The organism is Cognatundibacterium rugosum, from assembly GCF_014284365.1.
GTDB lineage: Bacteria > Pseudomonadota > Gammaproteobacteria > Burkholderiales > Burkholderiaceae_D > Undibacterium > Undibacterium rugosum.
Genome location: NZ_JACOGG010000008.1, coordinates 47,491 through 64,190, shown reverse-complemented (window position 1 = coordinate 64,190; position 16,700 = coordinate 47,491). Strand labels below are relative to the sequence as shown.

Below are 16,700 nucleotides of genomic sequence, written 5' to 3'. Positions count from 1 at the left end.
GAGACTGAATGCTGCGACGACGCACACCACCCTTGCCCATGCTGACACCGACCAGAACAACGCCATTTTTATGCTGCTTTGGTGACTGATTTTTGACTGCTTGAGCGACTTATTTTGGTATTAATCTGGTACTAGATGAGCAAGTCCAGTCTAGAAGAGAACATCAGCCCTGCAAGTGGTTTTTGTCTATGCTTACAATTTCGTTTTATAGAAAATGATTGCCTAGAGAACACATATTTAACGACGACTTAAATATGTAACTGGTATTAAACAGGACATGAAATGTTGAACGACACTTAAGGCGCAGAAATAGGCAAACCACAACGCCAACAGCAGTAAAGAGGCACGACAGCGTTAAAACACGCTTGGCTCTCAATCAGAGTTCAAGCAGTTCTACGACGAGCCGTTCAATACGACAGTTCCAGCCCATCAGCAAAGGCGGCAAACCGGATAGTTCCCCCCATTTAGCCAGGTAACATCTGGATTTTTCTGACTACTTGAACGGATGAGGACAATTTTATTCTTTCTGTCCTATTCAGCCTGGATGCAGATATATTATGGGTAATGTACGAATAAACATGTCAGAGAAACTGAGACGACAAAATGACTGAAAGCCTACAAAAAAAACGATTACGTGCCCGGCCACCGCGCGTCAGAATTACCTATGATGTTGAAACCGGCGGAAACATTGAAAAACGTGAGCTTCCGTTTGTCGTCGGCATACTGGCCGACTTATCGGGCGATCGCGCTCCGGAACAGATGACAACGCCTTTCAAAGAAAGGGTAATGACAGACATCGATCGCGATAACTTTAACGAGGTCATGAAAAGCATCCGCCCTCGGGTCGACCTGCTAGAAATCACGAAATCTGCAACATCGATTGCAGCACTGCTGTCCACGCCGGATGATCAGCAGCTGATGTTTGAACACATCGCTGATTTCGAACCGATGCGCATCATTCAACAACTGCCTGGTTTGCGCTCCGTATATGAATCACGGGGGCTGATCCGCAGCTTGCAGGCGCGTTGTGCATCGGATGATGACTTTGCTCAGTTGGTCCGTGTATTCGTGTTAAATAAAGACACGACAATACCGGGGGAAAATCCGCCAGCTTCAGATACAGAAGCATCCCGGCTGCGAAAAGCCTTAATGGAACTGCGTGCTGCAGATAAGGCTGAGACCGACGTGGATAAGACCTTACTCTGTCTCTCGCATTTATCTCTGCAGTTAGATTCTTACTTAGAAAATAATGCGGATATCAATCGCCAGGACTTCATGCAGAAACACAGTACTGTTGCAGTCATTGACGAACTCGTTACACATTGCGACCAACAATTGAGCAGCGCCTTAAACGCGATTTTGCACTGCCCGGGCTTTAAACAGTTGGAAGCGACCTGGCGCGGTTTAGCGCATCTGGTTGTTAACACCGAAACCGGCCCTCTGCTCAAACTGCGGGTTTTTAATGCCCAGCTGGAGGAGTTACGCAGAGACTTGATTAAAGCTATTGAATTCGACCAAAGCGCCCTCTTTAAACTGATCTACGAAGCAGAATATGGTACTTATGGCGGCGCCCCGTATAGCCTGCTAGTTGGCGCATATGAAATTGGAGCAGATGCAGCAGATATCGACTTCTTAAAGAACATGTCTGCCATTGCCGCCGCCGCGCATGCGCCGTTTATTGCTGCGGCATCAAGCAATCTGTTTGGCTTAAGCGGATTCGAGCAACTCAACAGACCACGTGAACTGGCAAAAATCTTTGAAGCTGCCGAACTCAGTGCCTGGCATGAATTCCGCCAAACCGAAGAGGCACGTTACGTCTCACTGGTGATGCCGCGCGTTTTACTGCGTCTGCCTTACGGAAGGCCGGATAAGCGTACGACGATAGCGTGTGAGGGCTTGGATTTCGAAGAAATTATCTGCAATGACGCGCAAACCCAGTTCCACTCTGCTGAAGGCAATCTGATTGGCTATGCAAAACCAGATCATCAAAATCTGCTCTGGGGCAATGCGGCCTACGTATTGGCCGAGCGCATTACCCATGCCTGCGCGTTGTACAGCTGGCCGGCTGCCATCCGTGGTGTGCGTGGTGGCGGCCTGATCGAAGGCTTGCCCTCGTACAGCTATACCAACCAGACCGGCAGCCAGGAAATGACAGGTGCGATTGAAGTCTCCATCAGCGAGCGACGCGACAAAGAACTGAGCGACCTGGGCTTCATCGCGCTGTCCTGTTGTAAAGCGAGTGGTCGTGCTGCCATCTTCGGTGGGAGAACAACGCATCTTCCTAAAAAATACTTTTCCGATGATGCCAACGCCCAGGCAAAAATGGCAGCGATGCTGCCTTGCGTGTTAGCGGAATCTCGCTTTATGCACTACATCAAAGCCATCATGCGCGATCAGATAGGCAGCTTCATGACGCGCGCTAACCTTGAAGCGTTTTTAAATCGCTGGATCGCCAACTACGTGTTACTTGATGAGGATGCTTCGCAAGAAGCTGAGGCGGCATATCCCTTACGTGAAGCATCCGTTCATGTAAGCGATGTGCCCGGCGAACCTGGCACCTATCGCGCGACCGTCTTTTTAAAGCCGCATTTTCAGTTAGAAGAATTGAGCACTGCCATTCGTCTGGTCACAGATTTGCCAGGCTAACATGGCGTCGCATACAACAACTGTTTGATCATCACTGAAGCTAACATGGATTTAATTTTATTTCAGCCTGGCGCTGCAGACATCGTCAGCGCAGGGACCGGCAGCATGATGCAGAACGACTCGCCGCTGACTAGAGCTGCCAACGCCTTCACTACCGTCAATAAAAATCCCTGCTTGGAATTGATCTCTGTCCATCATGGTATGAAGCAGCAAATCACAACAGATGTCAGTAATTCGGCAAGAACCTCAGGTCGTCCAGTGATTACCGAAATTACCTGCGTCAAGTATGTCGATGCAGCTTCGGTTAAATTGTATGATTACTGCCTGCGCGCCGAGCCACTGGGTAAAGGCCCTGCTGCACCGACTATCATTTACTTGCTGCGCAATTCCGGTGATACGATCAGCAACAGCATCACGATACAGCTGCGGGATGCCATCATCAGCGAAATTCAATTCCAATCGAATCCGGATGATATGCCGACTGAGCAGTTCAAGCTCAGCTTTACTGAAATTTTATGGACCTACGCGACACCGTCGACTGAGGCAAGCGCACCGGTCACCATTTCAAGCGGCTGGAGTGTCGTACGCAACCGACCGATTAGCGCCTTTAGCTCATTTTAAGAAATAACGGCTCGCGCATTGCATTGTTGAGGTCAACGGGCGACGCATTTTTGGCATACTCAATTCGAACGCCCAGCCTGCTCCAGTCATGCCTTACCAGTTCAGCCCTGAGCCGGAGCAGCAGACATATGGAACAGGCCCCAACCATGACCATCGGGGTCGACAAAACTATGCGAATACATGAAGCCTAAGTCCTCAGGCTGATCGTAGCTTGAGCCACCCGCAGCAAGCGCCCTGGCGACCAGGCGATCGACTTCTTCACGACTGTCACAGTGCAGATTGATCAGCATTTCCACCGCCACGCTGGTATCGCAAATCGCTTTGGGTGTGAAGTCACGAAACCGGTCGCGCGTACACAGCATCACAAAAATCGTATCGCTGATCACCACACAGGCTCCCGCATCGCTGGAGAATTGGGGATTATCCGCAAACCCGAGTGCCTTGAAAAACGCAATCGACTTAGGCAGATCAGCAACCGGCAGGTTGAGGTAGATTTGTTTGCTCATGGGGTTTGCCTTTCTGGTGTGGGGTGGAGTGAATTTTTTGCTGCTGAATGTTTGAATTGTGTGGGATCAAACGGCTACTAGCAAAAGTCCCAATTGAGTAGTGGGTTGAATATCATGTTAACGGTCGAAAAAGCGCTAACACCTTTTCTCGGAGAAACTCATCGCAGAATTCTTCCATACCTAGCATTTGAATAAGTGCATCTACTTGTCCGTCACTTCGGTGTTTAAATGCGAGAAGTCTTTCAATCTGAAGTGTTGTTAGATACTGGTCGAGATATTGATATGGATTCACTGTCTTAGGAGCATTTGCAATTATCAAATTCCAAGTACACTTTTTCATTATGCCCTCGTAAAGACGTTTGTATTCAAAGTAGGGCTGGATGTCTTGTCCATACTTTTCAAGAACAGCACCTTTGTGCCAAGCATAAAAATGCTGCACATGCTTTCGGTATTCAAAAAAGAGGCCGTATATGTCGATGGCATCAGGTGCACTATCTATAAACACCTTTGCCTTTGCTGACCAGCCATCCCATGCAAGCAACTCTGGCTTAGTAACGGTAAACTGTGCAACTCTTACACCGGACTTAAAGTCATGACGAATGATCCAATTTGCCTGCGCGATACGCCAATGAGTATTGTAGTTTCTGAGACCCTGCAAGAAATCGTGTAACCCTGGAGAAGAGAAGGCAGCCTTCAATTGATCGGTGTATCCGCAAACAGGAGTAGCTTTGTAAAACCGACGCGCATGATCGACTAGTGCCATAAGAGACGAAGTACAATAAAACAGCTTCTTCTTTACAACGCGAGTATGAATCTCGACCTCATTCACGTTCGCTCTATGCCAAAATGTGGGATTCTTACTACGATCTCCGAAGAGGCAAATTTCATCGAGAAGTTCGGTAGTGCTTTCATGAAAAATTCTTATGGAGTCGTCAAGATCCTGAACAGTACGCCACAACTTGCCGCCAGCAGTTTCTTCTATTGATTTTTTCGCATCTTGAAAACTATCGGATATCGCATGCTCAATGATTTCCCGAGACCAAGGATGTGGAACGGTATTGAGGTAACGAATCATGATGACAAACCAACTGTAGAGTAAAAGGAAACACTAACATAAAGATACAAATACAACAACCAATCTCTAATCACATCAATAATCACAGGATAATTAAACCTGTCTAGTTCTCAATAAAACCGATCTACGACTCCGCATCATCGCACTTCAAGACACCCAGCTCCCCTCACACAAGATATCTCTATTGAAACAAAAAACCGCACTTCCCAGTGCGGTTTTTTCATACTGACAAATCGCTTTACACCAACAACAGCGATCAACAATCAGAATGCAGCGATGCCGGTTTGGGCGCGGCCCAGGATCAGGGCGTGGATGTCGTGGGTACCTTCGTAGGTATTCACGACTTCCAGATTAACCAGGTGACGGGCGATGCCGAATTCATCGGAAATGCCGTTACCACCCAGCATATCGCGGGCGACACGTGCGATGTCCAGTGCTTTGCCACAGGAGTTGCGTTTCATGATCGAGGTGATTTCGACAGCGGCTGTGCCTTCATCTTTCATGCGGCCTAAACGCAGGCAGCCTTGCAGTGCCAGTGTGATTTCGGTTTGCATATCAGCCAGTTTTTTCTGTACCAGCTGGTTAGCGGCCAGTGGTTTGCCGAATTGCATACGGTCCATGGTGTATTGGCGCGCCATGTGCCAGCAGAATTCCGCTGCACCTAAAGCACCCCAGGCAATGCCGTAGCGTGCAGAATTCAGGCAGGTGAACGGGCCTTTCAGACCTTCCACGCCTGGCATCAGGTTTTCTTCAGGGACGAAGACTTCATCCATGACGATTTCGCCGGTGATCGAGGCACGCAGGCCGACTTTGCCATGAATTGCCGGTGCGCTCAGGCCTTTCCAGCCTTTTTCCAGAATGAAGCCACGGATGCGGCCGTCTTCGGTTTTAGCCCAGACCACGAACACATCAGCGATCGGGCTGTTGGTGATCCACATTTTTGAGCCGCTCAGCGAATAACCACCAGGTACAGCTTTAGCGCGTGTCACCATGCTACCCGGGTCGGAACCGTGATTCGGTTCGGTCAGGCCAAAGCAGCCTATCCATTCGCCGGTGGCGAGTTTAGGCAGGTATTTTTGTTTTTGCGCTTCGCTGCCGAATTCATTAATCGGCACCATCACCAGCGAGCTTTGTACGCTCATCATAGAACGGTAGCCGGAATCGACACGTTCGACTTCGCGTGCGACCAGTCCATAGCAGACATAATTCAGGCCAGCACCGCCGTATTCAACCGGTATCGTGGAGCCCAGCAAGCCCAATTCACCCATTTCGCGGAAGATGGCAACATCCGTTTTTTCATTGCGGAATGCTTCCAATACGCGTGGCGCCAGGCGCTCTTCGCAATAGGTACGTGCAGCTTCCTGCACCATGCGTTCTTCTTCGCTCAATTGCGACGACAATAACAAAGGGTCTTCCCAATTAAATACAGCCTTGGCCATCAAAATCTCCTGATCATTTTTATAGAAAACAGCATGCGATCCTTAAGCTATAGATCGCCGCAGATTCACGTTTACTGTGCAGACGTGAAGCTTTTCTCCTACAGTCGCGCATGCAATCACACAATACCAGTTGGCTTAGCACCTGGCCTATACCTGACTGGTGCCGACTTTTCGGAAAAGTCCATAGTATAAGCCAAGCGCGCATTTTCCCCGCCTGCTAAGTCGCGATAAGTGACGGATATCTGATGGATTTCAGCCCCGAATGCCAGAATTTATTCGGGAACCACGGCGGTGACTTCGATTTCGACTTTGGCGCGGTCTTCGATTAAGGCTGCTACCTGTACCGCGGTCATGGCAGGAAAATGACTGCCGATCAATTCGCGATACACCACACCGATATCTTTATAAGCCGCCACATATTCCGCTTTGTCGACTACATACCAGGTCATGCGGACGATATGTTCTGGGCGAGCCTTGGCCTCTGCCAGCACGGCGACGATATTGGCCAAGGTCTGTCTGACCTGTCCCGCAAAATCATCGGTATGGAAGACGCCCTGCCCATCCCAGCCTATCATGCCACTCACAAAAACCAATCTGCCGCTGGCAGCAATGCCATTGGCATAACCGCGAGGTCTGGCCCAATCCGGTGGTTGCAGTATTTCCATTATGCCTCCTGCCTTGTTTGTTGTTCCTGCTGTTGCTGCACTGACTGCGCAGCACTGAATTCTTTGAGCATTTCGCGTGCAATAATCAGTTGCTGCACTTCGCTCGCACCTTCGTAAATGCGCAGCGCGCGGATTTCACGGTACAGGCTTTCTACCTTAACCTGACTGACCACACCCATGCCGCCAAACATCTGCACTGCCATATCGATGACCTGCTGCGCCGATTCAGTGGCGACATACTTTGCCATCGCGGCTTCTTTGGTCACTTTCTTACCCTGATCACGTTGCCATGCAGCGCGGTAAATTAACAAGGCGGAACTGTCTATCGCCATCGCCATCTGCGCCAGTTTGGCTTGCGTAAGCTGAAAGTCTGCCAGGGTCTGGCCAAACATCTTACGAGTGGTGCTGCGTTGCAGGGCTTCCTGCAGTGCGCAGCGTGCAAAACCCAGAGCAGCCGCCGCCACTGAAGTGCGGAATACATCCAGCGTGGCCATCGCGACTTTAAAACCCTGCCCGGCTTCAGCTATGCGCTGACTGGCTGGGATGCGGCAATTCTCAAAACGGATGCGTGCCAGCGGATGCGGCGCGATCACATCAATCTGTTCAACGACAGAAAAACCCGGCGTATCGGCATCGACGATAAAGGCACTGATACCACGCGCGCCCGGCGCTTCTCCGGTTCGTACGAACACGGTGTAAAAGTCGGCGATGCCACCATTCGAGATCCAGGTTTTCTCACCATTGAGTACGTAGTCTGTACCATCTGGCACAGCACTGCATTGCATGGCAGCGACATCGGAGCCAGCCTCAGGTTCAGACAAGGCAAACGCTGCAATCGCAGCACCACTGACCACGCCTGGCAGATAGCGTGCCTGTTGCTCTGCGCTGCCAAACAGGCTGATCGCGCCGGAACCCAGGCCTTGCATCGCAAACGCGAAATCGGCCAGGCCTTCATGGCGGGCCAGGGTTTCGCGTATCAGGCAAATCGCACGGGTGTCAATCACATCCTGCAGCCCCCCCCATTGCCTGCCACCGACTGCATGCCGCAACCAGCCTGCCTGCCCCAATTGGCTGACCAATGCGCGACAACTGGCCCCCACCTGCGCCGGTTCATGCGCAGGATGCAGCAAGTGTTGCGCTGCCCAGCTATCCAATGATTGCTGCAATTGCCCATGCCTTGCTTCAAAAAATGGCCATTCCAGATAGGCGCTGTCTTGTAACAGCGTCGTCCTGTTCGTTTGACTCATAGCGTCAATCCCCTTCGAATTCCGGTTTTTGTTTGGCGACAAAGGCGTGATAAGCGCGGTGAAAGTCATTGGTCATCATGCAAATCGCCTGCGCCTGCGCTTCGGCTTCTATCGCCTGATCGATACTCATATTCCATTCCTGCTGCAGCATGTTTTTTGTCATGCTGTGCGCAAATGCAGGGCCACTGGCCAGCATGCGCGCATAACCTTGCGCCTCAATGAGCAAGTCATCATCCGGCACCAGCCGGTTATAGAAGCCCCAGCGCTCGCCCTCTTCTGCTGTCATCACACGACCGCTATACAATAAATCTGCGGCCCGCCCCTGGCCGATTAAACGTGGCAGGATGGAGCAGGCTCCCATATCACAACCGGCCAGCCCGACACGCGTGAATAGAAACGCGGTCTTGCTACGGCTGGTAGAGAAACGGATATCGGAACACATCGCGAGTATCGCGCCTGCACCCGCACAAACACCGTCTACCGCAGCAATCACAGGTTGAGGGCAGGCACGAATGGCTTTGACCAGATCGCCAGTCATGCGTGTAAAAGCCAGCAAGCCCGGCATATCTAATTCTGTGAGCGGTCCGATAATTTCATGCACGTCGCCGCCAGAACAAAAATTATGTCCTGCACCTGTCAGCACCACCGCTTTCACGTCATCGGCATAGGCCAGAGCACGGAATAAATCGCGCAATTCAGCATAGGATTCAAAGGTCAGCGGGTTCTTGCGTTCAGGCCGGTTCAGAATGATGGTTGCTACCTGATCTGCCACTTCAAAGTAGAAATGCGTAGCCTCATAATCCGCCAGCTGGCTACGGCCTGCGGGTAACTGATGGGGATGGCCGGGTAAATATTTCATGCTTATCCTTCTAAAAATCCAGGCTGCTGCGTTTCAAGTGCAGCCTTTATGTCGCCATCTTGTTGTGATCGTATTGCGTTCATGACTATCCTGACGATCAGGACGGCAGTTGCTGCTTCAGGCGTGACAACAAGGTGTAGAGCTGACTCCTGTCTGGTGCAGGCAGACCGCCCAGTAATTCAGCGATCCATTCCTCATGCACAGCGGCCATCTTGCTGAACACCTTGCGTCCTGCAGGCGTCAGGCGCACGCTGTAAGCGCGGCGGTCACTGGTATCAATCACACGCTGCACCAAACCCTCCTGCTCCAGCTGATCGGTAATGCCGGTTACATTGCCGCCAGTGACCATCATACGGCGCGACAACTCCCCCATACGCAGACCATCGGGATAACGCTCCAGCTGCGCCATTAAATCAAAGCGCGGCAAGGTAATGCCAAATTCGGCGCGCAGCCGCACGCGGATTTCGTTTTCGATGCGGTTACTACAGGACAGCATACGCAACCACAAACGCAAGGACTGATGATCGTCCACTGTTAGCCGGGTTTCTATATCGGTCACTGCTTGCTGACTCTCACTCATTGATATCCTTTTACACTGAAGCTTATTTACGCTTATTTGCGTTTTTTATGCTTACTGAACTTCACGGTCAGTCACCATACCACCATCCAGAACAGACCGTAATGCTCAGCACAAGTTCACGCTTTTCATCAGTAGTTACATCCATTCACCACCGGCGACGGTGATAGACTGCCCTGTCATCGCTGACGCAGCTGGCTCACACAACCACAGCACGCAGCGCGCAACTTCTTCGGGCTGGATCAGGCGACGCTGCGGATTATGTTGTGCCAGACTATCGCGCGCCTGCTCAGCGCTGCGGCCCGTTTTCTCTACGATATTGTGTATCGCCGCATCGACGATTGCGGTATCGGTAAAGCCAGGACAAACCGCGTTGACCGTGACGCCGGAACGTGCGATTTCCAACGCGACTGCACGGGTATAGCCGATCAGTCCATGCTTGGCTGCGACATAGGCACTGACGTAAGGATACGCCTTCAAGCCAGCAGTACTGGCGATATTGACGATACGTCCCCAGCCCCCCTCCATCATGCTGGGTAAGACTTGCTGGCTACACAGAAAGGCGCTGCTCAGATTCACATCCAGCATGTTTTGCCATAGCTGTTGATCTGTGCCCAGCACAGGCGCTGAAGCAGCTTGACCCGCATTATTAATGAGGATATCGACAGCGCCCTGCGCGTTGACCGCAGCGTCAACACCGGCTGCGACCGATTCAGCACTGCACACATCCATCTGCACCGTGTACACATTTTGCCCGGTCAGCGTTGCAATATCCGAAGCACATTGCCGTAAGCCTGCATCATTTCTGGCAGCGATAGTCACACGTACACCAGCCTGCGCCAGTGCCAGACTGATGGCACGGCCTATGCCACGGCTGCCGCCAGTAATCAGCGCATGTTTGCCAGCCAGACTGCCAGCGGTGGATACCTCAACTGGCTTCATACGATACGGGCCTCCGGCGCTTCAGCGGCGCGCTCACGTTGCAAATTGCGCTCCAGCTGGGCTTTTCCAGCCAGATACTGACGCGGCCAGGTAATATCACGGAATCCCATTTTGGCAGCTTCATGCAAGGTCCAGGCGGGGTCGGTGAGGTGCGGACGGCCTATCGCACACAAATCCGCACGACCGGCTGCGATGATGCTGTTGGCGTGATCCGCTTCTGTAATGGCGCCAACCGCCATGGTAGCGATACCGGCCTCATTACGTATGCGGTCTGCAAACGGGGTTTGGTACATGCGGCCAAATACGGGTTTTTCTGCCTTACTAACCTGACCGGAAGAACAGTCTATCAGGTCGGCACCTGCCGCTTTGAACAAGCGGGCAATCTGTACCGCATCATCAGGTGTAATTCCACCCTGCACCCAGTCATGCGCACTGATACGCACTGACAGCGGCTTTGCTTCCGGCCAGACCGCGCGCATCGCAGCGAATACCTCCAGCGGGTAGCGACAGCGATTCTCCAGGCTGTCGCCATACTGGTCGCTGCGCTGATTGGTCAGCGGTGAAATAAAACTGGATAAGAAATAGCCATGGGCGCAATGCAATTCCAGCCAGTCAAATCCGGCTGCATCCGCACGCCGGGTGGCTGAAACAAAGTCGTTTAAGACCTGCTGTAACTGCGCTGCCGTCGCTGCCGTCGCGAGGGCTGATACGCCAGGCAGATACTGCTGCTCTGATGCCGAGATCAAAGGCCAGCCGCCCTCGGTCAGCGGCTGATCGATACCTTCCCAGGCGACCCGGGTCGCACCTTTGGCTCCGGCGTGACCAAGCTGCACACCGATCTTTGCGCTACTCCGTGTATGTACGAAATCAACCACACGCTGCCATGCAGCGATGTGCGCATCCTCATACAGCCCCGGGCAAGCTGGCGTGATACGCGCATCAGCCGACACGCAAGTCATCTCTGCCATCACCAGTCCGGCACCGCCCATCGCGCGGCTACCCAAATGCACCAAATGGTAATCTCCGACCACACCGTCCTGCGCCGAATACTGCGCCATCGGCGATACCACGATGCGGTTAGGCAGTACCAGTTCACGTAAGCGGAAAGGCGTCAGCATAGGCGGCACTGGCCGCTCAGTCTGCGGCAGAGGCAGACCCGCAGCCGCAAAAGCTTGCTGCGCCAGATCCTGCTCAAGTCCAGCGATATAGGCAGGGTCGCGCAGACGCAGGTTTTCATGCGACAGGCGCTGGCTGCGGGTCAGCATGGAATACGCAAATTGTGGTACTTGCAGTTGCGAATAGCGGCTCACGCTTTCAAACCATTCCATGGAATTGCGCGCGGCACTTTGTATCTTCAACACTTCCACCGAGCGCTTGCTTTCATACTGAGTCAGCACCGATTCCAGATCCGCATTGTCTTGTGCTGCAAAGCTCTGCGCCAGTTCTATCGCGTCTTCCAGCGCCAGTTTGGTGCCGGAGCCGATAGAGAAATGCGCGGTATGGGCAGCGTCCCCCATCAATACCAGCGGTACGCGTTTTTGTGCGATCTGCAAATGATGTACCCAGCGCTGACACAAGATGCGTGGAAATTTGATCCAGTTGGCAGAACCACGCAAATGGCGCGCATTCGACATCAGTGCATGGCCATCTAAATAGCGCGCAAAAAGCTTTTCGCAGAATTGTATCGCCTGCTCCTGGCTCATCTGATCCAACCCGGCACGCAGCCAGACTTCTTCCGGCGTCTCCACGATGAAGGTCGAGGTTTCACCATCGTATTGATAGGCATGGGCCTGAAACCAGCCAAACTCTGTCTCTTCAAACGCAAAAGTAAAAGCCGGAAAACGTTGCTTAGTACCCAGCCAGACAAAACGACAACGCCGGGTATCAATATCAGGGCGAAAAACGTCTGCATATTTACTGCGCAGGCGGCTGTTCAAACCATCTGCCGCAATGATCAGGTCAGGCTGATACTGCAGTGCCAGCGCCTGCTCGTCCTCAACGTCCTGATTAAACACCAGCTGTACGCCGAGCTCTTCACAGCGATGCTGCAAAATATTCAGCAGACGCTGACGACCTATGCCGCAAAACCCATGACCACCGGAGCTGACCAACTGGCCTTTGAAATGCACAGCTATATCGTCCCAGTGATTAAAGGCTGCCAGTATCTGCGCGGCGGTCTTGGCATCCGCCTGCTCCAGATTACCCAAAGTCTGGTCCGAAAATACCACGCCCCAGCCAAAGGTGTCGTAAGGCTGATTGCGCTCCACAACCGTAATCGTGGCATCAGGTCTTTGCTTTTTCATCAGCAGCGCGAAATACAAACCTGCCGGGCCACCGCCTATACACAGAATATTCATGCTCTCATCCTTTCACAGACCTGATTGAAGCGCTGCAGACAGTATCGTTGCGGGTGTTTCACGCAGGCGGAAACGCTGCAATTTACCCGTCTCGGTACGTGGCAGGCTGGCGCGGAATTCGATGGCACGCGGATATTTGTACGGTGCGATCGACTGTTTGACAAATTCCTGAATCGCCTTGACCAGCTGCTCAGACGCCTCCTGTCCGGCGCGCAATACGATAAAGGCTTTGACCAGTTGACCGCGCTGCTCGTCAGCAACGCCGATGACTGCACATTCAGCCACAGCCGGGTGCAGCAAAATCGCATCCTCCACTTCGGGGCCGGCGATGTTATATCCGGCTGAAATGATCATATCGTCGGTGCGGGCCCGATAATAAAAATAGCCATCGCCATCCATTTCATAGGCATCACCAGTCAGATTCCAACCCTGATACACGTAATTGCGCTGACGCTCATCAGCCAGATAGCGACAACCAGTCGGCCCTTTAACTGCCAACCGCCCGACGACACCGGGCGGCACTTCCTGCCCATCGGCGTCCAATATACAAGCCTGATAACCGCGCACAGGCTTACCGGTCGCACCTGGCCTGACCTCGTCGCCGGCAGCGGAGATAAAAATATGCAGCATCTCGGTCGCACCGATGCCATCGATCATGCGCAATCCGGTCGCCTCCTGCCATGCCTGACGTGTGGAAATCGGCAGCATTTCGCCAGCCGATACCGTTTCGCGCAGACAGCGTAAATCCATATCTTTCGCCAGCAGCGCCATCTGACGATAGAAAGTCGGTGCAGTAAAACAGACCGTGGCCTGATAACGCATGATCGCTTGCAGCAAGGTCTCCGGTGTCAGTTTTTCTGACAGCACCGTAGTTGCGCCGTAACGCAAAGGGAATAAGAGCAAGCCACCCAGCCCAAAGGTAAATGCCAGCGGCGGCGTACCGATAAAAATATCGCTTTCCCTGACGTTTAACACTGAGCGCGGGAAGCAATCACAAATAGCCAGCATATCGCGATGAAAATGCATGGTGGCCTTAGGCGTGCCGGTGGTCCCCGAGGTGAAACCGATCAGGCACACATCATCGGCATAGCTGGCAAAGCTGGTGAATTCCGCAGGCATCGTTGCCATACGGCTTTCGAGACTATGTTCGCCGCCACGATAAAAAATCAGCTGACGTAATTCTGGGTGCATAGCCTGCGCCTCTTCCATCTCAGCTTTCAGATGGAAATCACAAATCGCATGGCTGATACGCGCTTTATCTATCATCACACCCAGCTCTTTAGCACGCAGCAAAGGCATGGTCGGTACGGCAACCGCGCCAACTTTCAGCACTGCCAAAAAACTCGCAGCCAGCATCGCATGGTTAGTACCGCGCAATAACACACGATTGCCTGGCAGTACGCCCAGTTCCTGGGTCAGCACATGCGCAATGCGATTCACCTGGGTCAGCAATTCTGCGTAAGTCCATCGCAATTCTGTACTCAGGATGGCGGGCTTGTTGGCAAACTGTGTATCGAGAGCCTTGTCTAAAAAAGCATCGACACAGTTGAATTGTTCCGGGTATTGCAGTTCAGGCAGAGCGAAATTGCGCTCAGGCCAAAGCTCAGCAGGTGGTAAATGCGCATGCGTAAATGTATCCAGATGCGCAGTTTGATGTAATGCCTGGTGTGCACTGATATCTGCCATAGCCCCTCCATCATTCAAAGATGTGCTGCATAAAATACACAGTTAAATTACTTTAAACCTAAAATAAATTCAGGTAAAGCGTTTTTTTCTTATGAATGGAACAGAGGAACAACAGTTGAGGCGGAATCAGGCAGGTGCACTAGCTTAGCGGAGGGGGACTGTGAAGAACAATCAGCGGCTTTTCCTGGCCGGCGTTGTTGCTGGCATTTTGGCTGGCGTCGCTGCTTTAGCCGATACCGCAGGCGCAGCCGGTGTGGCGGGTGCTGGCAAAGTGCTGTTCGGATCCAGCACCTGAATAAAAATTTCATCTTTACGTATCATGCCCAACTCAAAACGCGCCCGCTCCTCGACGGAATCGGTACCGGTTTTGAGGTCCATGACTTCAGATTCCAGCTTGCTGTTGCGCTCCTTCAATTTGTCATTGCGGCCCTGTGCCTGGGTCAGCTGACGTTCCAGCTCCCATACACGCAACCAGCCACCTTTACCCAGCCAAAGCGGGTACTGTATGGCGGCCAGCAATAACAAAAAAACGACTGCAATCAGACGCACAGCAACTCACTAACAATAAACAGAAAAAAGGGGAACCTGGTTCCCCTATAGTCAGGTACAGCAGTTGCCAGTATTGGGGCACGACTTCACTGTATCACCAATAAACAACAACTGACTGTCTGACTACGAATTGACCGACTATAGCAGATTACTTCAGGTTGTAAAATGCGTCACGGCCTGGATAGCTCGCCACTTCACCCAGATCTTCTTCGATGCGCAACAACTGGTTGTATTTTGCCATACGGTCAGAACGGGACATAGAACCAGTTTTGATCTGCAGCGCATTCATACCAACTGCGATATCAGCGATGGTGCTGTCTTCTGTTTCACCGGAACGATGCGAAATCACAGCGGTGTAACCAGCGCGCTTGGCCATTTCTATCGCAGCAAAAGTTTCAGTCAGAGTACCGATCTGGTTGATTTTGATCAGGATAGAATTGGCGATATCTTTTTGTATGCCTTCTTTCAGGATCTTGGTGTTGGTCACGAACAGATCGTCACCGACTAACTGTACTTTTTTGCCCAGTTTTTCAGTCAGAATTTTCCAGCCATCCCAGTCACCTTCTGCCATCGCATCTTCAATCGAGATGATAGGATATTTGTCGACCCAGGTCGCCAGCAGGTTAGTGAAATCGGTGGAGGACAAAGTCAGGCCTTCACCTTCGAGGTGGTATTTGCCGTCTTTGTAGAATTCAGATGCCGCGCAATCCAGACCCAGAGCGATCTGTGTGCCTGGCTCGTAACCAGCCGCTTCGATCGCCTGAATGATCAGTTTGATCGCGGATTCGTGGTTATCGACGGAAGGAGCAAAACCGCCTTCATCGCCAACTGCAGTGGTCAGGCCTTTGTCGTGCAGGATTTTTTTGAGTGCGTGGAAGACTTCAGCGCCGTAACGGACTGCTTCACGGAAGGATGGCGCGCCAACCGGGATAATCATGAATTCCTGGATATCCAGATTGTTATCAGCATGTGCACCGCCGTTGATCACGTTCATCATAGGCACAGGCAATTGCATTGCGCCTGAGCCGCCGAAGTAACGGTACAGTGGCAGGCCAGCTTCTTCCGCTGCTGCTTTAGCAACCGCCATAGAAACTGCCAACATCGCATTCGCGCCCAGACGGCCTTTGTTTTCTGTGCCATCCAGATCAATCAGGGTACGGTCCAGGAAAGCCTGTTCATTCGCATCCAGACCCATGATCGCTTCTGCGATTTCTGTGTTGATGTTTTCGCAGGCTTTCAGTACGCCCTTGCCCAAATAGCGGGATTTGTCGCCATCACGCAATTCAATAGCTTCACGGGAACCGGTCGATGCACCGGAAGGAACAGCAGCACGGCCCATGACGCCGGATTCCAGCAAAACGTCACATTCCACGGTTGGGTTACCGCGTGAATCAATCACTTCACGACCGATAATGTCAACGATAGCACTCATTTATATCTCCTAAACGATCAAAATTGCGTACAAAATAAAAAGTTTTGCATCCGGGATTGCGGTCTTGAGATTCACAGCCAGCCGGTCACAGGCAAGCCA

The 16,700-nt window shown here is 52.1% G+C and carries 14 protein-coding genes; 2 read left to right on the top strand and 12 right to left on the bottom strand.

Going from position 1 to position 16,700, the window contains the following annotated elements; all coding sequences use genetic code 11:
- The first annotated feature begins 603 nt into the window (after positions 1 to 603).
- Positions 604 to 2,646, top strand: coding sequence for a type VI secretion system contractile sheath large subunit (tssC, locus tag H8K47_RS09205; protein ID WP_186881116.1), 2,043 nt, complete (start codon positions 604 to 606; stop codon positions 2,644 to 2,646).
- 45 nt (positions 2,647 to 2,691) lie between these two features.
- Complete coding sequence (locus H8K47_RS09200) at positions 2,692 to 3,267, top strand: type VI secretion system tube protein Hcp (protein WP_186881115.1); 576 nt, start codon at positions 2,692 to 2,694, stop codon at positions 3,265 to 3,267.
- A 101-nt stretch (positions 3,268 to 3,368) separates the two neighbouring features.
- Here the strand turns inward: H8K47_RS09200 and H8K47_RS09195 are convergent, their stop codons facing one another.
- The 12 genes from H8K47_RS09195 to eno all read right to left on the bottom strand — a co-directional run bounded on the left by H8K47_RS09195 (position 3,369) and on the right by eno (position 16,601).
- Entirely contained in the window at positions 3,369 to 3,773 is a 405-nt protein-coding gene (locus H8K47_RS09195; RefSeq protein ID WP_186881114.1) for a VOC family protein, read from the bottom strand.
- 112 nt (positions 3,774 to 3,885) lie between these two features.
- Complete coding sequence (locus H8K47_RS09190) at positions 3,886 to 4,848, bottom strand: hypothetical protein (RefSeq protein ID WP_186881113.1); 963 nt, start codon at positions 4,846 to 4,848, stop codon at positions 3,886 to 3,888.
- Between the two features lie 263 nt (positions 4,849 to 5,111).
- A complete protein-coding gene (locus H8K47_RS09185; RefSeq protein WP_212681417.1) occupies positions 5,112 to 6,287 on the bottom strand; it encodes an acyl-CoA dehydrogenase in 1,176 nt (391 codons plus the stop codon).
- Positions 6,288 to 6,559: 272 nt separating this feature from the next.
- Positions 6,560 to 6,952, bottom strand: coding sequence for a RidA family protein (locus H8K47_RS09180; RefSeq protein ID WP_186881112.1), 393 nt, complete (start codon positions 6,950 to 6,952; stop codon positions 6,560 to 6,562).
- A complete protein-coding gene (locus H8K47_RS09175) occupies positions 6,952 to 8,199 on the bottom strand; it encodes an acyl-CoA dehydrogenase family protein (RefSeq protein WP_186881111.1) in 1,248 nt (415 codons plus the stop codon). The genes H8K47_RS09180 and H8K47_RS09175 overlap by 1 nt, the downstream gene beginning before the upstream one ends.
- Before the next feature lie 4 nt (positions 8,200 to 8,203).
- Positions 8,204 to 9,058 carry an enoyl-CoA hydratase family protein gene (locus H8K47_RS09170; RefSeq protein WP_186881110.1) on the bottom strand — a complete coding sequence of 285 codons (855 nt, stop codon included), beginning with the start codon at positions 9,056 to 9,058 and terminating at the stop codon, positions 8,204 to 8,206.
- Positions 9,059 to 9,155: 97 nt separating this feature from the next.
- Positions 9,156 to 9,638, bottom strand: coding sequence for a MarR family winged helix-turn-helix transcriptional regulator (locus tag H8K47_RS09165; protein ID WP_186881109.1), 483 nt, complete (start codon positions 9,636 to 9,638; stop codon positions 9,156 to 9,158).
- 135 nt (positions 9,639 to 9,773) lie between these two features.
- Entirely contained in the window at positions 9,774 to 10,577 is an 804-nt protein-coding gene (locus H8K47_RS09160; RefSeq protein ID WP_186881108.1) for an SDR family NAD(P)-dependent oxidoreductase, read from the bottom strand.
- Positions 10,574 to 12,934, bottom strand: coding sequence for a bifunctional salicylyl-CoA 5-hydroxylase/oxidoreductase (locus H8K47_RS09155; protein WP_186881107.1), 2,361 nt, complete (start codon positions 12,932 to 12,934; stop codon positions 10,574 to 10,576). The genes H8K47_RS09160 and H8K47_RS09155 overlap by 4 nt, the downstream gene beginning before the upstream one ends.
- Before the next feature lie 12 nt (positions 12,935 to 12,946).
- Positions 12,947 to 14,620 (bottom strand): benzoate-CoA ligase family protein, encoded by a 1,674-nt coding sequence (locus H8K47_RS09150; protein ID WP_186881106.1) that lies wholly within the window; start codon positions 14,618 to 14,620, stop codon positions 12,947 to 12,949.
- A gap of 171 nt (positions 14,621 to 14,791) precedes the next feature.
- A complete protein-coding gene (gene ftsB / locus H8K47_RS09145; protein WP_186881105.1) occupies positions 14,792 to 15,169 on the bottom strand; it encodes a cell division protein FtsB in 378 nt (125 codons plus the stop codon).
- Between the two features lie 148 nt (positions 15,170 to 15,317).
- The gene (gene eno, locus H8K47_RS09140) at positions 15,318 to 16,601 is read right to left on the bottom strand and encodes a phosphopyruvate hydratase (protein WP_186881104.1); all 1,284 of its coding nucleotides are present in this window, start codon (positions 16,599 to 16,601) and stop codon (positions 15,318 to 15,320) included.
- Positions 16,602 to 16,700: the final 99 nt, after the last annotated feature.